The 19,308-nt window shown below is 66.5% G+C and carries 16 protein-coding genes; 8 read left to right on the plus strand and 8 right to left on the minus strand.

Annotated elements, in window-relative coordinates; genetic code table 11:
* Positions 1 to 47 precede the first annotated feature (47 nt).
* Complete coding sequence (locus tag FRZ61_RS11625) at positions 48 to 1,211, plus strand: DmpA family aminopeptidase (RefSeq protein ID WP_151117747.1); 1,164 nt, start codon at positions 48 to 50, stop codon at positions 1,209 to 1,211.
* A 9-nt stretch (positions 1,212 to 1,220) separates the two neighbouring features.
* Here FRZ61_RS11625 and FRZ61_RS11630 read toward each other — a convergent pair whose 3' ends face one another.
* On the minus strand, positions 1,221 to 1,658 hold the full coding sequence (locus tag FRZ61_RS11630) for a DUF1772 domain-containing protein (protein ID WP_225309216.1): 438 nt from the start codon (positions 1,656 to 1,658) through the stop codon (positions 1,221 to 1,223).
* A gap of 192 nt (positions 1,659 to 1,850) precedes the next feature.
* On the opposite strand from FRZ61_RS11630, the gene FRZ61_RS11635 reads away from it, so the two are divergent.
* Genes FRZ61_RS11635 through FRZ61_RS11645 form a run of 3 tightly spaced genes read left to right on the plus strand, consistent with a single transcriptional unit; the run spans position 1,851 to position 5,370 of the window.
* Positions 1,851 to 2,807, plus strand: coding sequence for a TAXI family TRAP transporter solute-binding subunit (locus FRZ61_RS11635; protein WP_151117750.1), 957 nt, complete (start codon positions 1,851 to 1,853; stop codon positions 2,805 to 2,807).
* A gap of 18 nt (positions 2,808 to 2,825) precedes the next feature.
* Complete coding sequence (locus FRZ61_RS11640; RefSeq protein ID WP_151117753.1) at positions 2,826 to 4,994, plus strand: TRAP transporter permease; 2,169 nt, start codon at positions 2,826 to 2,828, stop codon at positions 4,992 to 4,994.
* A 7-nt stretch (positions 4,995 to 5,001) separates the two neighbouring features.
* A complete protein-coding gene (locus FRZ61_RS11645; protein ID WP_151117756.1) occupies positions 5,002 to 5,370 on the plus strand; it encodes a DUF1850 domain-containing protein in 369 nt (122 codons plus the stop codon).
* Here FRZ61_RS11645 and FRZ61_RS11650 read toward each other — a convergent pair.
* The 3 genes from FRZ61_RS11650 to betI all read right to left on the minus strand — a co-directional run bounded on the left by FRZ61_RS11650 (position 5,367) and on the right by betI (position 9,621).
* Positions 5,367 to 7,466, minus strand: a complete 2,100-nt coding sequence (locus FRZ61_RS11650; protein ID WP_151117758.1) for an acetate--CoA ligase family protein — start codon at positions 7,464 to 7,466, stop codon at positions 5,367 to 5,369. The two genes, FRZ61_RS11645 and FRZ61_RS11650, sit on opposite strands and share 4 nt — an antisense overlap.
* A 95-nt stretch (positions 7,467 to 7,561) precedes the next feature.
* Positions 7,562 to 8,410: a helix-turn-helix transcriptional regulator gene (locus FRZ61_RS11655; protein ID WP_225309217.1), complete on the minus strand. Its 849-nt coding sequence runs from the start codon at positions 8,408 to 8,410 to the stop codon at positions 7,562 to 7,564.
* A gap of 101 nt (positions 8,411 to 8,511) precedes the next feature.
* A complete protein-coding gene (gene betI / locus FRZ61_RS11660; RefSeq protein WP_151117764.1) occupies positions 8,512 to 9,621 on the minus strand; it encodes a transcriptional regulator BetI in 1,110 nt (369 codons plus the stop codon).
* A gap of 185 nt (positions 9,622 to 9,806) precedes the next feature.
* Between betI and FRZ61_RS11665 the strand changes: the two genes are divergently transcribed.
* Together FRZ61_RS11665 and FRZ61_RS11670 are read left to right on the plus strand one after the other, a co-directional pair.
* Entirely contained in the window at positions 9,807 to 11,201 is a 1,395-nt protein-coding gene (locus FRZ61_RS11665) for an aspartate aminotransferase family protein (RefSeq protein ID WP_191909401.1), read from the plus strand.
* 193 nt (positions 11,202 to 11,394) lie between these two features.
* The gene (locus FRZ61_RS11670) at positions 11,395 to 12,930 is read left to right on the plus strand and encodes an FAD-dependent oxidoreductase (RefSeq protein WP_151117770.1); all 1,536 of its coding nucleotides are present in this window, start codon (positions 11,395 to 11,397) and stop codon (positions 12,928 to 12,930) included.
* 27 nt (positions 12,931 to 12,957) lie between these two features.
* Here the strand turns inward: FRZ61_RS11670 and arsC are convergent, their stop codons facing one another.
* Genes arsC through FRZ61_RS11690 form a run of 4 tightly spaced genes read right to left on the minus strand, consistent with a single transcriptional unit; the run spans position 12,958 to position 16,215 of the window.
* Complete coding sequence (arsC, locus tag FRZ61_RS11675; protein WP_151117773.1) at positions 12,958 to 13,317, minus strand: arsenate reductase (glutaredoxin); 360 nt, start codon at positions 13,315 to 13,317, stop codon at positions 12,958 to 12,960.
* A gap of 33 nt (positions 13,318 to 13,350) precedes the next feature.
* Positions 13,351 to 14,451 carry an ABC transporter ATP-binding protein gene (locus FRZ61_RS11680; RefSeq protein ID WP_151117776.1) on the minus strand — a complete coding sequence of 367 codons (1,101 nt, stop codon included), beginning with the start codon at positions 14,449 to 14,451 and terminating at the stop codon, positions 13,351 to 13,353.
* A gap of 4 nt (positions 14,452 to 14,455) precedes the next feature.
* Entirely contained in the window at positions 14,456 to 15,262 is an 807-nt protein-coding gene (locus FRZ61_RS11685; protein WP_151117779.1) for an ABC transporter permease, read from the minus strand.
* 14 nt (positions 15,263 to 15,276) lie between these two features.
* Complete coding sequence (locus FRZ61_RS11690) at positions 15,277 to 16,215, minus strand: ABC transporter permease (protein ID WP_151117782.1); 939 nt, start codon at positions 16,213 to 16,215, stop codon at positions 15,277 to 15,279.
* A gap of 337 nt (positions 16,216 to 16,552) precedes the next feature.
* Here FRZ61_RS11690 and FRZ61_RS11695 point away from each other — a divergent pair, with 337 nt between their 5' ends.
* Positions 16,553 to 17,659: an ABC transporter substrate-binding protein gene (locus tag FRZ61_RS11695; RefSeq protein WP_191909402.1), complete on the plus strand. Its 1,107-nt coding sequence runs from the start codon at positions 16,553 to 16,555 to the stop codon at positions 17,657 to 17,659.
* Between the two features lie 169 nt (positions 17,660 to 17,828).
* The gene (locus FRZ61_RS11700; protein ID WP_151117787.1) at positions 17,829 to 19,238 is read left to right on the plus strand and encodes an aminotransferase; all 1,410 of its coding nucleotides are present in this window, start codon (positions 17,829 to 17,831) and stop codon (positions 19,236 to 19,238) included.
* Positions 19,239 to 19,308: the final 70 nt, after the last annotated feature.

Consider the following 19,308-nt stretch of genomic DNA (forward strand, 5'->3'; position numbering starts at 1 on the left):
CTTTCAGGTCCCTGATCGATTCCAGACCCTCAGTGCCAGGATCGCCCATGACCGCCCGACCCGCCTCGGAGGCGACCCCCTCCGGAAAGCCGCGCGCGCGAGCGCTCGGCATCCCCTTTGCCGGCACGCCCGGCCCCTTGAACGCGATCACCGATCTGCCGGGCCTGGCCGTCGGCTATGAAACCCTGATCCGGGGCGAAGGCGCCTTGCATGTGGGCCAAGGCCCGGTACGCACCGGCGTGACGGCGATCCTGCCGCGCGGACGCGATGGCGTCGGCGATCCTTGCGCCGCCGGCATGGTCTCGTTCAACGGCAATGGCGAGATGACCGGCACCGCCTGGATCGAGGAAACCGGGTCGCTCGACCTGCCGATCCTCATCACCAACACCCATTCCGTCGGCGCCTGCCATATGGGCGCCATCGAATGGACCGTGCGGAATCACCCGAAGCTCGCCGAGGCCTGGCTGCTGCCGGTCGTGGGCGAAACCTGGGACGGCTATCTCAACGACATCAACGGCGCCCATGTGAAGCCGGAGCACGCGATCCTGGCGATCGATGCCGCCCGGGCCGGCCCGATCGAGGAAGGCTCGGTCGGCGGCGGAACAGGCATGAACTGCTATGCGTTCAAGGGCGGAAACGGCACCGCTTCCCGCCTCGTGGAGTACGGCCCCCATCGCTATATCGTGGGCGCTTTCGTCCAGGCCAATTTCGGCAGCCGCCACGAGCTGACCGTGGCGGGCGTGCCGGTCGGGCGCGCGCTGGCCGACGACAACCCGATGGAATCGCGCCGCCTGGCGGCACCGGCGGGCGCCGGATCGGTCATCGCCATGGTCGCTACCAACGCCCCGCTATTGCCCGGCCAATGCAAGGCGATGGCCCGGCGCATCGCCATGGGCCTCGCCCGCACCGGCACGACCAGCTCGCATTTCTCCGGCGATCTCTTCCTCGCCTTCTCGACGGCCAATCGCGGCGCGCTCAAGAGCCGCTTTCCCGAAGGCAGTCCCGGCCCGGAAGAGTTCGATACGCTCCGCTTCGTGCCGTGGGGCCGCATGGATCCGTTCTATGCCGCGGCCGCCCACGCGATCGAGGAAGCGGTCGTCAACGCGCTCGTCGCCAACGAGACCATGATCGGCCGCGACGGGCATCGCACCCCGGCTCTGCCCCACGATCGCCTGGTCGCGTTGCTGCGCGAGCACCGCGCGATCGCGTGATCGGCGCCGTCAGGCGGCGAGACACCAAAGGGCAACGAGGGCCGCGGCCAATCCGAGGATGCTGCGCACGGCATGCAAGCCCGCCCAGCGCTCGATCAGGCGGCGGCTTTCCGCTCCCGCCTGTTCCGGCGCCATCGCATAGAGGCGGCGGTTGGTCGGCATGATCGCGATCAGGGTGTAGGGCCAGTTGGCGAGCATCAGCAGCGCCGGCAGGAACCATCCCCAGAAGCCCGACGCGACATAGGCCGCGATCCCGAGCAGGCCCCCGATGACGGCGAGGCTCGCCTGCATCGCGAAGCCGCGAACGTAGCTGGGCTTCCATTGCGTGAGCAAGGCGCGGTCATCGAGGCGGAGTCGCGCCGGCTGCTCGACCAGGTTGATGTAGCAGGCGGCACCGGCAAAGGTCGCGGCGACCAGGAGCGTGAGCAACCCCAGGACGGGCATCATCCCTCCATTTTCGCCTTCCGGCTTTTCAAGGTTCCTCGCGAACGTCGCCTCATACTAACGTCTGAGACGTGCCTCCGGCTGCGGGGGTTTCATCCTGGCCGATCTTGGTAATAATCAGCGGCTTCCGTCGCGTTCCCTGGATTTCCGCCCCGCACGGTCTCCCGCCGCCATCACCATTGTAAGGAGAAGCCGATGACCTCCATCACCCGCCGAACCCTGATCGCCGGTGCCGCCGGCTTCGCGGCCGCGATGACGTTCCGACAGGCTCGCGCGGACGAGTTCGTCAACATCCTGACCGGCGGAACCAGCGGGGTCTACTACCCGCTTGGCGTCGCCCTGTCGAAGATCTACGGGGAGAAGATCCCGGGCGTCCGCACCCAGGTCCAGGCGACCAAGGCCTCGGTGGAGAACTTGAATCTGCTTCAGAGCGACCGTGGCGAGCTGGCCTTCGCCCTGGGCGATTCGGTCAAGCTCGCTTGGGACGGAAATGAGGAGGCCGGTTTCAAGGCCAAGCTCGACAAGCTGCGCGGCCTGGCGGCCATCTATCCGAACTTCATCCAGATCGTCGCCTCGAAGGAATCCGGCATCAAGACGCTGGCGGACCTCAAGGGGAAAGGCCTTTCGGTCGGTGCGCCGAAATCCGGCACCGAGCTGAATGCGCGGGCGATCCTCGGCGCCGCCGGCATCACCTATGACGATCTGGGCCATGTCGAGTATCTGCCGTTCGGGGAATCCGTCGAGCTCATCAAGAACCGCCAGCTCGACGCCACGCTCCAGTCGGCAGGGCTCGGGGTTTCCTCGATCCGCGATCTGGCCGCCTCGATCCCCATCGAGGTCGTCGCGATTCCAGCCGATATCGTCGCGAAGGTCGGGCTGCCCTATGTCGCGCGTGTCATTCCGGCCAACACCTATGACGGCCAGACCGCCGACGTACCGACGGCCGCGGTCATCAATTTCCTGGTGACACGCGACGGCGTCTCCGACGATCTCGCCTATCAGATGACCCGTCAGCTCTTCGAGAATCTCGACGAGATGGTGGCCGCCCACAAGGCCGCGAGCGACATCAAGCTCGCCGATGCGGCCAAGGACATGCCCATTCCGATCCATCCCGGGGCCGAGCGCTACTACAAGGAAAAGGGCGTGCTCTGACGCGGGGCACCGGTCCGCATGCCCGCGCCCGATCGCGATTTCACCGCCACGGATTCCCCGCCTTCCGGCGACACCGCTAAGGCCGGTCGCGACGGCACCGCCTTCGGCCTTGCGGAGCCGGAGCCGCCGTCCCATGGGGCGTTGACCGCGGCTTTCGGCAAGGGCGCCGAGGGCCGCATCCTGTTCTGGATCGCCGTCGCCTTTTCCGCCTTCCAGCTCGCGACCGCAGCACATCTGCTCAACATCCCGAGCCAGATCGTCCGGGCCATTCATGTGGGCTTCCTCCTCCTGCTGAGCCTGCCCCTGCTCGCCCAGCCATCTGGCCATCGGTTGGCGCGTCTGCTTGGTTGGGGACTGGGGATTCTCGGATTCCTGATCGGCCTCTATCAGTGGCTCTTCTACAAGGACCTGCTGCTGCGCTCCGGCGACCCCAATGAAATGGATCTGATCGTCGGCACCGTGGGCATCGTCGTCCTGTTCTTCGCCGCCTGGCGTGTGATGGGACCGGCGCTGCCCATCATATCCGGCGTCTTTCTCGCCTATGCCCTTTTCGGCCAGCACCTCCCGGCGCCCCTGGATCACCGCCCCTACGACTTCTCGCAGATCATCGACCAGATGGCATTCGGGACGGAGGGCATCTACGGCATCCCCATCTATGTCTCCTCGAGCTACATCTTCCTCTTCATCCTGTTCGGCGCCTTCCTCGAGCGCACCGGGATGATCCGCCTCTTCACCGACGTATCGCTGGGTCTGGTCGGCAGCACCCGTGGCGGCGCCGCCAAGGTCGCGGTCGTCGCCTCCGGCATGATGGGCACCATCTCGGGATCGGGCGTGGCCAACGTGGTCACGGTGGGCCAGTTCACCATTCCGCTGATGAAGCGGTTCGGTTACCGCGCCGCCTTCGCTGGCGGCGTCGAGGCGACGGCTTCGATGGGCGGGCAGATCATGCCGCCGGTGATGGGCGCCGTCGCCTTCATCATGGCGGAAACGATCGGCGTCCCCTATGCCGCGATCGTGAAAGCGGCCGTCATCCCGGCCCTGCTCTATTTCGGCTCGGCCTTCTGGATGGTGCATCTGGAGGCCGGCCGACAGGGATTGCTGGGGTTGCCGCGCGGGCAGCTACCGTCGGCACGCGCTGCCCTGCGCAAGGGCTGGTATCTCGTGCTGCCCTTGGCCGTGCTCGTCTATCTGCTGTTCGACGGCTATACGCCGCTCTATTCCGGGACCATCGGGCTGGCGCTGACGGCAATGCTCCTCCTGGGCGCGCCGATATCGAGCCACATGCCCGCATCCTTTGTCCGGACGATCTTCTGGATTGCCCTGGGCTTGGCCGCCGCCGCCTTCTTCAAGTTCGGGATCTGGGCGATCGGTCTCTCGCTGCTGGTGTTGGTGGCCGTGAACGCGGTGCTTCAGGGCGGACGCGAAACCCTGGCCGCCTGCCGGGATACGCTGGCCGACGGTGCGAAGACAGCGCTGCCCGTCGGCATCGCCTGCGCCATCGTCGGCATCATCGTCGGGACCATGACGCTGACCGGCGCCGCCACCACCTTCGGCCAGTTCGTGGTCTCGATCGGCCAGCACAGCCTGTTCCTGTCGCTGTTCCTGACCATGATCACCTGCCTGATCCTGGGCATGGGCATCCCGACCATCCCCAACTACATCATCACCTCGTCGCTCGCGGGCCCGGCCCTGCTCCATCTGGGCGTGCCGCTGATCGTGAGCCACATGTTCGTCTTCTATTTCGGCATCCTGGCCGATCTGACCCCGCCCGTGGCGCTGGCCGCCTTCGCGGCCGCGCCCATCGCGCGCGAGTCCGGCCTCAAGATCGGGATCGAAGCCGTCCGGATCGCGCTCGCCGGATTCGTCGTGCCGTTCATGGCGGTCTATGCGCCGGCCCTGATGCTGCAGGATGGCGGCGCTTTCGCCGCCGCGTACGGATATCCGGCGGCGGTGGGCTATATCGTCATCAAGGCCTGCCTTTCGATCATGCTCTGGGGCGCGGCCGCCACCGGCTTCCTGAAGACCCGGCTTACCCTTTGGGAGCGGGCGCTGGCGACCGTGGCGGCCTTCAGCCTCGTGGTCGCGATCCCCTGGACCGACCAGCTCGGCTTTGTCCTGGCGGCACTGTTCCTCGGCCAGCATTACTGGCGCCACCGGCACCGAGCTGAACCGACGGCCACCCGGTGACGCATCCATGAATCTTTGCCTGGTCATCGGCGCCAAGCAGACCTTGTTCGCGACGACCGCGTTCACGCTCGTCTGGACTCACTCGGTCGAGAAGACCTCCTGGTCGGAAGACTGGCGGCTCACGCCGCAAGGCCTCGTCATCATCGAGGCCCGGATCGAAGGGTCCGGCGCCGGTATGGATCCGCCGCCCGACGCCGTGTTCGATGGGCGCTACTGGCGCTATCGCCCGGATCTGCCGCCTCAGCCTTCCTTGCATCTCGCAAGGTCGGGGGCAACGGGCGGCAGCTGGGCGATCTGCTTCTCGGGAACTTGTCATCCCGTGCCCGAAGCAAAGGGCAAGGATGAAGAGCCGGCACTCCTCGAACCCTGCCCCTAGCGACGGCCGGCCGGCACCACCAGCGCGTCGAGCGCCACGGCGCCCGAAGGCCCGGCCAGGACCGGGTTGATGTCGATCTCGGCGATCAGGCCCTTGAGATCGGCCACCAGCACGGAGAAGGCCGCGAGGCTTTTCGCCAGCGCCTCGATATCGGCCGGCTTCTGGCCGCGCTTGCCGTCGAGCAGAGGCCGCAGGACGAGGCCATCGAGCAGCCGGTGCGCCTCGGCCTCGTCGAACGGGGGCAGCGCGAAGCGCCGGTCCTTCATCATCTCGATCAGTACGCCGCCGGCGCCCACCAGCACGAGCGGCCCGAATTGCGGATCGACGATCGCGCCAAAGGAGAGCTCCACGCCCTTCCCGGCCATCGCCATCACCAGCACCCGCGGACCCAGCCGCGCCGCCAGGTCGCGATAGGCCGCCAGGAGCGCCGCCTCGTCGGCAAGCCCGAGCTTGACGCCGCCGACATCGGACTTGTGCAGGACGCCCGGCTTCGCGGTCTTGAGCGCGACCGGGAAACCTATGGCCTTGGCGGCGGCGATTGCCGCGGCATCGCTCTCGGCGATGCGGTGGGCGAGCACGCCCACGCCATAATCGGCCATCAGCGCCAGGCTCTCGGCCTCGTCGAGCGCGCCCTCCTTGCCGAGGCGTGCTTCCCACTTGGCCCGCAATCCGGCGGGCGCCAGGTTCGGCTTCGGCGCCGGTCGCTGCACGGCGTCGCGCCAGGCGAAGCCCGCGCGGAAGGCCGCCATCGCCGCGTCGATATCGATCAGGACGGGCAAGCCGGCCTTGGTCATGTGCGAGGCGAGATTGGCTTCGCCGATCACCGCCATGTTGTTGACGAGAACGATCGGCTTGGCCGTCCGTCCCGCCGCGCGCGCCAGGACCCGGCCGTAACCTTCATGCAGCGAATAAGCGTCGCGCGTCTCGGCGAAGAGCGCGCCCACCGCCGTGTCGGGGTCCTCGCAGAGGGCGACCATGCAATCCTCGAAGATGCCCTCGTAATCGTTGCCGGTGCCCCAGGCATCGAGCGGATTGATCGGATCGAGACCGTAGTCGAGCCGGGCGGCCAGCTTCTGCGTGGTCTCCTTGCCGATCTTCGAGAAGGGAACGCCGCGCATGACGGCACGATCCACGGTCAGCTCGCGCAGGCCGCCGGAATCGTGGATCGTGGCGAGCCCGCCCGCCGGAAGACGGCGGTCATGGCCCAGAAGCAGGAGCGCATTGGCCAGCTCGGTCAGGGTCTCGACGGCGACCACGCCATGGCGATCGAACACGGCCTCGTAGGCCGCATAGTCGCCGGCCAGCGCACCGGAATGGCTGACGGCGAGCTTGGCGCTCTCCGCGGTGCGCCCGACCTTGAGCACCACGATGGGGATGCGCTTGGCCTTCGCCTTCTCGAGCGCCGCCAGGAAACCGTCGGCATTGCGGACGGTCTCCAGGAACAGGCCGACCACGCGCGTGGTCGGCATCTCGAGCGCGAAATCGAGATATTCGTCGCAGGTGGCGCCCAGCTCCTGGCCCGGCGAGACGGCGAGGTTGTAGGCGAAACGGTGGTCGTGATGCACCATCGCGCTGAAGGCCGAGCCCGAATGGGTGATGAAGGTCTTGTTGCCGCCGCCCTCGACCCAGGCCGGCGGCGGGAAGCCGCAGACCCGCAGGCGGTGGTCGAAATTGTAGAAGCCCATCCCGTTGGCGCCGCAGATCGGCATGCCGGCCTCGCGCGCCATGGCGGCGAGACGGCGGGTCAGCGGCGGCTCGCTGTCGCCCTCGATATAGGCGCTGGCGAAGATCGTCGCGGCCCGGGCGCCGGCGGCGATGGCCTGCTGCAGCGCCTGCTCGAGGCGCGCATTGGCGACCGCGATCACCGCGAGGTCGACCCGTTCCGGCACGTCCGCGATCGAGGGATGGCAGGGTTGCCCGTCGATCTCGGCGTAGGACGGGTTGACGAAATGGAGCCGGCCCTCATAGCCGCCGCCGGTGACGGTCTGGATCATGCCGCGGCCGACGCTGCCGGCCTTGGGCGAGGCGCCGATCAAGGCGACGGATGACGGCGTGAGCAAGGGAGCAAGGCGATGCGGACGGGCGGGCCTGTTCATGGTGCGGGATGACGAATGAGGGGATGGATTGGCGGGAGGTGGAGACGGCGGCGGGCGCTGGCCCGGCTATATTCGCACGGTTTCAACCATCGAACTCAACGGGCTTTGCTGGTTTGGGTTTTGAGGATCTTGCCGGCGGTCAGCGCTTTGATGCGATCCGCGTCGCGCGGGTCGACCGGATTATAGACCAGCATGGCCAGGTCCGGCCGGCCATCGACGGCAAAGGCGGAGTATTCCAGCGCCAGCTCGCCGATCGCCGGATGGCGCAGGCGCTTCACGCCCTCCCCGAAGTCGCGGACATCGTTGTCACGCCACATCGCCGCGAATTCCGGGCTGGCCTGGCAGAGCTCGTCGGCCAGGGCTTGCATGGTCGCGGCCGCTCCCGCCCGTGTCGCGTCTCCCCTGAACACGGCCACCACGAAACGCGCGACGCTTTCCCAATCGAGCTGCGCCGCCCGCACCCGCGGGTTCAGGAACATCAGGCGCAGCACATTGCGGTCCTTCGGCGCCAGCGTCGCATAGTCGGTCAGAGTGACGGCCGCGGCGCGGTTCCAGGCGACCACATCCCAGGTCGCCGTCCTCAGGATCGCCGGGCTCGCCTCCATCGCATCCAGCACGCGCTGCAATCGCGGCGTGATGCCGCTGACCGGCTGGTAGCGGATCTCGGGCGAACGGCCGAGCCCGAGAATGAAGACATGTTCCCGCTCGACATCGGTCAGCATCAGCGCATTCGCGATCCGGTCCAGAACATGCGCCGAGGGAGCGCCGCCGCGCCCCTGCTCCAGCCAGGTGTACCAAGTCGCGCTGATATTGGCGCGCTGCGCCACTTCCTCCCGACGCAGGCCCGGCGTGCGCCGGCGGCTGGCGGAAAAGCCCAGGGCCACGGGGTCGAGCCGGATGCGGCGATCCCTGAGGTAGGAACCGAGCGACGTGCCGTCGGGCATGATCATCCATCCTGCGAGGCTTATACCAGGATAACCCCACTACTTTACCACCATAGCCCACGGCCGGGCATGGCCAGGTTCCGTGTCGGCGGCGTTTGGAGTCAGGCCTGGCGGGTCCCGCCGGGATCGTCCTGGCTGCGGTCGGCCGGCCGCGCCGGTTCGCTCGCGGGCATGTCGCTGTTGGCGGGGCGCGGATCGATCTCGTTCAGCACGGCGCGGTCGCGCTCCGCCGCTTCGCGCTCGGCCGCCAGGCGCCCCTCGAAGCGCCGGCGCATCGCATCGACCGTGGGGCCGAAGGCCTCGACGAAGAAGGACGGATCGAGCATCGCCAGCAGGCGGCCCAGCAGCCAGGAGGAAGGCTCGGTGCTCTCGTTCAACCAATTCTGCACGGTGTCCGTGGTGACGCCGATGCCGCCGGCCAGCTCCTTGATCGTGAGCCGGCCCTGGGGCTGCAGGCGGCGGCGCAAGGCAGCCGCGAGGCGCTTGCGGTGGGCGGCGCGGCCGAAGGCTTCCGGCCCCTCCGCCGCTTCCTCGGCGTGGCGATCAGGCGCGGGCGCGGCTTCGACCGGCACCGCGCCCGCGGGTGCGCCGCCCGCGGCGTAATGGCCGAAATGCTTCGGGAAGATGCCGGAGAGATAGAGGCGGCAGATCGCCTTCCCCTGCTCCGGCGTCACCGAGTTGGGGTCGATCAGGAGATCGAACCAGAGCCCGTCGATCATGGCGTTGAGGCCGTGGGCGACCTGATCGGGATCGAGGCCCTTATAGCCGCCCTCGGCGATGAGGCGGGCGACGATGCCGCGGGTCTCGTTCCAGTAGCGCTGCTCCAGCTCCGAGACGAGCGTCTCGTAGAGCGGCTGGTTGGGCGCCTCGGCCCAGAAGGCGTACCAGACCGTCATCTTCTCGCGGGTGAAGATGCCCGCGCTGAAATCGGCCTCGATCATGGCCTCGAGCTGGGCGGCCGGCGCATCGCCGGCGGCGGCCAGTTGGGTCCGCCACGAGGTCTCATATTCGCCGGCGATGAATTCCAGCGTCGCCGAGAGCAGTTGCTCCTTGGTCCGGAAGTAGAAGTTCACGATGCCCGGCGACATGCCCGCGGCACTCGCCACATGGCTCAGCGTGGTCGCGGCATAGCCGCGCCGCCCGATCGTGGCGATGGTCGCCTCGATCAGCTGAAGCTGCCGCGTTTCTTTTACCGGATTGAGCCGAGCCATTTCGCCTCTTACTGTTAATTCTTACCGTTAAGAATTAGGAAATTTCATTTAACTATATGATTTATATAATTATATAAAACCCGGCGATTATATGGCCATTCAGTCGTCTGGACAGCTCGCGAGCCGGTTTGCTAGCTTCACTATATACGCATTTAATGACTGACCATACTCGATCGGAGCACATCATGACCAAGGCCGGCGCCCCCACCAGCAACAGCAAGCGCGACCCCTATCGCCTCGACAAGTCGAACGCCCATTTCCGCAAGGCGGTCCAGAAGATGCCGTTGGGCGTCAGCTCGAATTTCCGTTACTGGGGCGACAATAACACGGTCTATGTGAAGCATGGGCGCGGCGCTCGGGTCACCGACCTCGACGGCAATGTCTATGTCGATTACCGCCTGGGCTACGGCCCGGCCATCCTCGGCCACTGCCACCCGGAGGTCGATGCGGCGGCCCGCGAGGGCCAGCAGGTCGGCACCGTGTTCGCGCTCGGCACGGAGCGGGAATACACAGTCGCCAGCATGATCAGCGAGATGGTCCCGGCGGCCGAGCTGGTGCGCTTCTCCAACTCGGGCACCGAGGCCGTGATGGCCGCCCTGCGGCTCGCCCGCGGCGCCACCGGCAAGGACCATTATGTGACCTTCGAGGGCTCCTATCACGGGCTCTTCGATTCCACCATGTGGACCCTCGACACCGACACCATCCAGGAGGGCCGCGAGCCCGACATCGTCTCCTACGGCAAGGGCATCCCCGCCGCGGTGCGCAGCCTCTTCTGGCAGGTCCCCTATAACGACGCGCAGCGCCTCGAGGACGTGCTGAAGAAGCACGGCCACACCATCGCCGCCGTGCTGATCGAGCCGATCCTCGGCAATTGCTGCGGCATTCCCTCCAAGCCCGAATTCATCAAGGCCGTGCGCGAGCTCTGCACGAAGTACGGCGTGCTGATGATCGTGGACGAGGTGAAGACCGGCTTCCGCGTCCGCCGTGGCGGCGCCCAGGAGCTCTACGGCGTGAAGGCCGATATCTGCACCATGGCGAAGGCCGTGGGCAACGGCTACCCGATCGCCTGCATCGGCGGGCGCGAGGACATCATGCGCAACTACGGCCGCGGCGTCGCCCATGGCGGCACCTACACCGCCCAGGCCATGTCGCTGGCGGCGGCCGAGAAGACGCTGACCATCCTGCGCGACACCAGCGCGCTCGACGACATCGCCGCCTACGGCACGGCGATGCAGGAGGGCATGCACAAGATCCTCTCGGCGCGCGGCATCCCGCACAGCTTCACCGGCCACCCCAGCATGAGCGGCCTCTTCTTCCGCGAGACGCCGCCCTCGAACTACCGCGATTGGAAGACCAGCGACTACACCTTCTACGACACGCTGGCCCATCATCTGATCCCGCGCGGCGTGATGTGCGAGCCGGATTCGCGCGAGCCCTGGTTCATCTCCACGGCGCATGACAAGGCCTGCCTCGATGAGACGCTCGACACCTTCGAGTATTGCGTGGACCTCACGATCGAGGAGCTCGGCAAGGCGCAGAAGGCCAAGGCGGCGCCGGCGATGACCGGCATCACCGCCTAAGACCCCGACGCTTCCGGCTTGGTTCCGACGGGCGGCCTCAGGGCCGCCCGTTTTGCTTTGGCCCCAGGCCCGCTTGCCTTCGGCCTTAAGAATAACGCTGGGTGCCTGTCTCCTCCTTGTCTCACCGGGATGCTATGGTACCTGTCGGGGGCGCTTCGAGGGGGACCGTCGTCATCCACGGGAGGAGAGTCCCATGGCGCAGGATCAAGCCACCCCCAGCGGCCCCGACCTCACTCAAGGCATTCCCATCGCCGACCTGGCCGACGGCAAGCTGGTCGGCCGCGTCGGCGACCAGGAGGTTCTGCTCGTCCGGCAGGGCGCCGAGATCTTCGCGGTCGGCGCCCGCTGCACGCATTACCAAGGCCCGCTCGCCGAAGGGCTCCTGGTCGAAGGCACCGTACGCTGCCCCTGGCACCATGCCTGCTTCGACCTGCGCACCGGCGAGGCGCTGCGGGCGCCCGCGCTGAGCCCCCTTCCCTGCTGGTCGGTCGAGCGGCAAGGCGACAGGGTCTTCGTCCGGGGACAGCGCGAAGCCCCGGCGCCATCCGCGCCGTCCGGCAAGCTGCCGAAGCGGATCGTCATCGTCGGCGGCGGTGCCGCCGGGTTTGCCGCCGCCGAGATGCTGCGGCGGCGGGGCTATGGCGGCGGCATCGTCATGGTGAGCGGCGACAGCGCGGCACCGGTCGACCGGCCGAACCTGTCCAAGGATTATCTCAGCGGCAACGCGCCCGAGGAATGGGTGCCGTTGCGCCCCGACGGCTTCTACGCCGAGAGCAAGATCGAGCTCCGGCTGAACACCAATGTCGCCTCGATCGAGCCGGGCAAGCACGAGATCGTCACCGAGGGCGGCGAGCGGATTCCCTATGACAAGCTCCTGCTGGCGACCGGCGCCGATCCGGTGCGGCTGCCGATTCCTGGCGCCGACCTGCCGCATGTGCATGCGCTGCGCTCGCTGGCCGATTCCCGCGCCATCATCGAGGCCGCCAAGACGGCGCGCCAGGCGGTCGTCATCGGGGCGAGCTTCATCGGGCTCGAGGTCGCCGCGTCATTGCGGACGCGCGGGCTGGCCGTCCATGTGGTGGCGCCCGAGCCGCGGCCCATGGAGCGGATCCTGGGACCGCAGATGGGCGACTTCATCCGCGCGCTGCATGAGGAGCATGGCGTCGTCTTCCACCTCCAGGACACGGTCACCGCGATCGAGCGCGGCGGCGTCACCTTGAAAAGCGGCGGCAGGCTCGAGACCGATCTCGTGGTTGCCGGTGTCGGCGTGCGCCCGCGGCTGACCCTGGCCGAGAAGGCCGGGCTGGCAACCGATCGTGGCGTCACCGTCAACCCCTATCTCGAGACGAGCGCCCCCGACATCTATGCCGCCGGCGACATCGCCCGCTGGCCGGACCCGCATAGCGGCGAGATGATCCGCGTCGAGCACTGGGTCGTCGCCCTGCGCCAGGGCCAGACCGCGGCCCTCAACATGCTGGGCCACCGCGAGCGATACGCCGCCGTCCCCTTCTTCTGGAGCCAGCATTACGACGTCTCGATCAACTATGTCGGCCGTGCCGAGACGTGGGACGAGCTGCTCGTGGAGGGCGATATCGCGGCCCGGGACTGCATGTTCCTCTTCAAGCGCGCCGGCCGCGTGCTGGCCGCCGCCTCGATCTTCCGCGATCTCCGAAGCCTCCAGATCGAGCTCGCGATGGAATGCGGCGAGCCCATCGGCGGCGCAGGCTGAAGCGGCCGGACCCCTGCCCCGCTGCCGTCAGAGGATCTTGAGGACGTTCTCCGGCGGCCGCCCCAGGGCGGCCCGTTCGCCCTTGGCGTCCTTCACGACCACAATGGGCCGCTCGATCAGGATCGGGTTGGCGACCATGGCGGCGATAAGAGCCGCGTCGTCGAGCTTCGGGTCGGCGAGCTTCTTTTCCTTATAGGCCGCCTCGCCCTTGCGCATCAGCTCGCGGGGGCCGAGCCCCAGAAGCTTCAGGAGCTGCTTGAGCCGCTTGGCGTCGGGCGGGGTCGAGAGATATTCCACGATCGCGGGCTCGATGCCGCGCCCGCGCAGCAGGGCCAGCGTGTCCCGCGACTTGCCGCAGCGCGGATTGTGATAGATCGTGACGCTCATGCCGTTTTCCCCGCGCGCGCCGCGCCGGCGGGATCAATCGGCGGGCAGCAGGACCCCGGATTCGACCGGCCAGCTCACCCAGACGTCGCGCGCCTGGCCGTCGCCGCTCTCGGAATTGCGGGCAACGTTCTGGGCCGCGACGGCGAGGCGGCGCTGCAACCCCGGCACCTCGACATAGAAATGGCTGCGGTCGCCGAGATAGGCCTGGGCGTTGAGCCGTCCCGCGATGGCGTTCGTGCCGCCATTGGGCCGCGCGGCCTCGATGCGCAGCTTTTCCGGGCGGATGGCCAGGGTGGCGGGGCCGTTGCTGATGCGCGCCTGCCCCACGGGAACCCGCAGCTTGCCCAAGGGGCCCGCGTCGATCACCGCGTTGCCGCCCTCGGTGCCGGCGACCGTGCCGTCGATGAAGTTCATGTTGCCGATGAAGTCCGCGACCTCGCGGCAGTTCGGGTGCTCATAGAGCCGGGACGAACCGTCGATCTGCAGCACCTTGCCGCGCGCCATGACCGCGATGCGGTCCGACATGGTCAAGGCTTCCTCCTGGTCGTGGGTCACGAACACGAAGGTGATGCCGACCGAGCGCTGCAGCTGGCGCAGCTCGAGCTGCATCTCCTCGCGCAGCTTCTTGTCGAGGGCGCCCAGCGGCTCGTCGAGCAGCAGCACCTTGGGCTGGCAGACGAGCGCGCGCGCCAGCGCGATACGCTGGCGCTGGCCGCCCGAGAGCTGGTCGGCCCGGCGGCCGCCGTAGCCCGGCAGCTTGATCATGCCCAGCGCTTCCTCGACCCGCTGGTCGATCTGCTGCTTGGTCAGGTTCTTCTTGCGCAGGCCGTAGGCGATGTTCTGGCGCACATTGAGGTGCGGGAAGATCGCGTAGTTCTGAAACACCATATTGGTGGGCCGCAGATGCGGCGGCACCACCGCCATCGGCTGGCCGTCGATGAAGATCTCGCCCGATGTCGGCACCTCGAAGCCGGCCAGCATGCGCAAGAGCGTGGTCTTGCCGCAGCCCGACGGCCCCAGGAGCGAGAAGAACTCGCCGCGCCGGATATCGAAGGAGATGTCGTCGACCGCGCGGACCGCGCCGAAATGCTTCGAGACGCGCTTGATGGAGATGAAGGAATCGTCTGCCGCCATGATTTCAGATGCCCAGATTCTGGTCGGGGTTGACACCGCGCCGCCGCATCCACTCCGCGAAGGTGACGATCACGAAGGACACGACGAGAATGCAGCTGCCCAGCGCCAGTGTACCGGGGAGCTTCTGCGGGAAACGGAGTTGGCTGTAGATATAGACCGGCAGCGTCGTCTCGTTGCCCGAGAGGAACGCCGCCATGAGGTATTCGTCGAACGAAGTCGTGAAGCAGAGCAGGAAGCTGGCGACGATGCCGGGCATGGCCAGCGGGAAGGTCACCCGCCAGAAGGTCTGCCAGGCATTCTCGCCGAGATCGAGCGACGCCTCCTCCAGGTTCTTGTCGAACCCCTGGAGGCGCGAGATCAGCACCGCCATCGAGAAGGGCACGCAAAGCAGGATATGGCCCGCGATGATGCTCCAGGTCGAGGGCTGCAGCCCCATGATCTTGGCGAGGATGATCAGAAGGCCGATCGCGAAGACGATGGTGGGGATCACCAGCGGCAGCATGATCACGAAGGTGACCGCCGCACGGCCCGGCAGGTAGTAGCGGGTCACCGCCTTGGCCGCGAGCACGCCGAGGATGGTGCTGACCACGGAGACGAAGGCGCCGATGCGCAGGCTGACGCCCAAGGCCTTGGTCAGGCCCGGGTTGTTCACCATCTCCGCATACCACTTGAAGGACAGTTCCTTCAGCGGAAAGGCCACATACTGGCCGCTGTTGAAGGAGAACAGGACGATCAGCAGGACCGGCGTGTAGATGAAGATGAGGTAGAGGATGCCGTAGATGAAAAGCGCGTCGTATTTGGTTTTGCCCATGATCCGGCCTGCCCCTAGGACTGTTTCCAGCGCCGGCGCCCGACGGCGCCGAGGAAGACGCAGACGATCAGCGTGATCGCCAGCATCATGACGATGGAAACGGCCGCGCCCAGGGGCGCGTTGTTGGCCTTGCCGAACAGCGACTGGATCAGGTTGCCGATCATGATGCCCGAGGTGCCGCCGACCAGCGACGGGGTCACGTAGTCGCCGACCGTCGGGATGAAGACGAGGAGCGTCGCCGCGATCATGCCCGGCAGGGAGAGCGGGAAGGTCACGCGCCAGAACCGTTCGCGCGGCGTGTCGCCGAGATCGGTCGCGGCCTCGAGCAGCGACCTGTCGATCTTCTCGAGCGAGACATAGATCGGCAGGATGGCGAAGGCGGCCCAGGCATGGGTCAGCGTGATCACCACCGCGGTCGGGTTATAGAGCAGGAACTCGAGCGGGTTCTTGATGATGCCGAGGCTGATCAGGCCCGAATTGATCACGCCCTGGAACCCCAGGATGATCTTCCAGGCGAAGACGCGCAGCAGGTAGCTGGTCCAGAACGGCACCGTGATCAGGATCAGCCAGATCAGCTTGCCGCGGAACACCCGGAACGCCAGGAAATAGGCCATCGGATAGGCCGTGATGACGACGAAGAAGGTCGTCGTCAACGACATCAGGATCGACCGGAACAACAGCACCAGATAGATGGGGTTGTTCGCCACGTCGAAGATGGCGACGTAGTTCTTGATGGTCGGCGTGTAGTCGATGTCGAAATAGATCTGCGTGCAGAAGCTCAGTACGACCAGCCCGAGCAGCGGGATGATCATGAGCGCCAGCATCACCAGAAGGGTCGGCGAGAGCAGCAGATAGCCGCGCAAGCTCTCGTGTCTGTGAAGCGCAGTCTTGAAGGCGATCCAGAGACCGCCTCGCGCCACCGGGGCCTGAGCCCGCTCGGTAACGCTAACCATGACGCAGCAGCCGGCGTCGTCCGGCTTCAGCCATTACACGTCCCTCTCCAGAAGTGATTTCTTGGCAGGTCTTTTTGTGCGCCGCAATGGTGGCACTCCCGCCAGCCGGCCTACAAGCCCTTTTTTGTATGATGACATGCGGGGTTAGGCGCCTTGCCCGGATTCTGGGCCGGGTGCTAGTCTCGAAGGCGTCAACGACGATATGCCCCGTGACATGGCGTCGCGACGGACATCGGGCACCGAGCCGGGCGGCTTCCTTGCACCCCCGGCTGCGACCAATGTCAAACCTCATAACGAAATACGGTCGAGCACGACCATTCCTCAGGGAGGAGACTTCATGGATATCGAGGAATTCAAGAGCCGATTGGCCAATCGGGATATCTCCCGCCGGCAGGTGATGCAGGCGATGAGCGCGGCCGGGCTGGCGCTGGCGGCAATGCCGCTGTCCAGCAAGCTGGCGCGCGCGGACGACCAGGCGACCTATTTCACCTGGTCGGGCTATGACGATCCCGGCTTTTTCCCTGCCTATGTGAAGAAATACGGCGGCAACCCGAATCTGCCGATCTTTTCCGACGAGCAGGAAGCGTTTCAGAAGCTGATGGCCGGCTTTGTCGCGGACGTGGCCCATCCCTGCTCCGGCCGCATCGAGAAATGGCGCAACGCGAAGCTCATCAAACCGTTCGATACCTCCAGGCTGTCCAACTGGCCAGATGTGTTCGAGCCGCTGAAGCACATCAACACCGCCGACCAGGGCGGCCAGCAATGGTTCGCGCCCATCGACTGGGGCAATACCGCGGTGATCTACCGGTCCGATGTGGTGCAGCCCAAGGAGAAATCCTGGGAACTGCTCTGGGACGAGCGCTACAAAGGCAAGATCTCGATGGGCGACGACATCACCGATACCGGTATCATCACCGGTCTTCTGATCGGCGCCAAGGATCCCTACGCCATGACCGACGACGAGCTGAAGCAGGTCAAGGCGAAGCTGGCGGCGCAGAAGCCGCTGGTCCGCTTCTACTGGAGCGACACCACCGTCCTCGAACAGGGCATCGCGTCGGGCGAGATCGTGGCGGCCTCGGCGTGGAACGGTACGCTGGCCAAGATGCTGGACCAGGGCATTCCCGTCACCTGGATGGCGCCGAAGGAAGGCATGCTCACCTGGGTCTGCGGCGCGGTGCTGACCACCAACGCGCCCCAGCCGGACAAGGCGCATGACCTGATCGATGCCCTGATCTCCAAGGAGGCGGGGCTTTGGTTGATCAACGACATCGGCTACGGCCATTCCAACAGCAAGGCCTTCAAGGAGGCCGGAGCCGAAAAGCTGGCCCGCATCGGGTTGCCGCCGGAGCCCACGGAGCATCTCAAGCAGGGGGTGTTCAGCAAGGACAACACGCGGCTCGAGGACCTGACCCAGATCTTCGAGCAGGTGAAGGCCGGCGTGTAGCCGACCGCTTTCGACAGCCCGCCGCCTGAACGGCGCGGGCCCGCATTCTTCGCCCGGCGGGGCGCGACGCTTGAAACCGGTATCGAGCGCTCCGTCGGGCGAACTGTTTTTTGACCGAACCGCTTGCGATACTGGCGTCCGACAGGAACGAGCGACTGGAAGCGCACCCATGACCCGCAATCTGCAATTCGACACCGCCGCCCTCACCGATCAGGATCATGCCCATATCATCCATCCCTGGATCGATCTCGGCCAGGCCAAGACCCAGGATCTGCTGATCGTCGCCGAGAGCGAGGGTGCCTATATCTACGATTCCGACGGGCACCGGATGCTCGACGGCATGGGCGGCATGTGGTGTGTCCAGATCGGCTATGGCCGCGAGGAGATGGCCCAGGCGATCGCCGAGCAGGTACGCCGCATGGCGTATTTCTCGCCCTTCGGCAAGATCTCGACCCCGCCGGCGATCGAGTTCGCCACCCGCATCGCCAATTATGCGCCGGGCGATCTCAAGCACGTGTTCTTCACCACCGGCGGCTCGACCGCGGTGGATTCCGCGCTGCGCTTCGTCCAGTTCTATTTCGGCTTCACCGGCAAGCCTTCGAAGCGGCACATCATCACGCGCGAATATGCCTATCACGGCTCGACCTATCTGACGGCCTCGGTCTCCGGCAAGCCGGCCGACCGCGCCTATCTCCGCTTCGAGACCGAGACGGTGCATCACCTGCCCGTCCCCAATCCCTATCGCCGGCCCGAGGGCATGAGCGAGGCCGAGTTCTGCGACAAATGCGTCGCGGACCTGGAGAACAAGATCCTCGAGCTCGGCCCCGACAATGTCGCCTGCTTCATCGCCGAGCCGCTGCTGGCCTCGGGCGGCGTCATCGTGCCGCCCAAGGGCTACCAGCGCCGCACGCTCGAGGTCTGTCGCAAATACGGCGTGCTCTACATCTCGGACGAGGTGGTGACGGGCTTCGGCCGGCTGGGCGAGATCTTCGCCTCCGAGCCCGTCTTCGATTTGGTGCCCGACATCATCACCTCGGCCAAGGGCCTGACCTCGGGCTATGTGCCGCTCGGCGCCTTCCTCGTGTCCGACAAGCTCTATGACGCGGTCACGGTGCCGGAGGCCAAGGGCAAGTTCTTCACCAACGGCTTCACCTACTCCGCCCATCCCGTCGCCTGCGCCGCGGGCCTCAAGAATCTCGACATCATCGAGCGCGAGAATCTCTGCCAGCATGTGCGCGACATCGGGCCTTATTTCCAGAGCAAGTTCCGCGAGCTCTCCAACCTGCCGCTGGTGGGCGACGTGCGCGGCAGCCATCTCATGCTCTGCGTCGAGTTCGTGAAGAACAAGAAGACCAAAGAACCGGTGCCGGCCGAGTGGAACTTCGGCAACCGTATCATCAACGAAACCATGCCCCGCGGCCTGCTGGCGCGCCCCATGGGACACCTGGTGGTGCTCTCGCCCCCGCTCATCGTCAGCAAGGCGCAGATCGACGAGGCGGCCGAGGCGCTGCGCGGCGCCATCATCGCCGTCACCGACAGCCTGATGCGCGACGGCCTGTGGCAGGAAAAGGCGGCGTGAGGCTCTCTACCTGATCCCCTTCCCGTCTCGGGGGAGGATCAGGGAGGGGGACGTCTCGGTGCGAGCCCAG

The sequence above is a fragment of the Hypericibacter adhaerens genome (assembly GCF_008728835.1).
Classification (GTDB): domain Bacteria; phylum Pseudomonadota; class Alphaproteobacteria; order Dongiales; family Dongiaceae; genus Hypericibacter; species Hypericibacter adhaerens.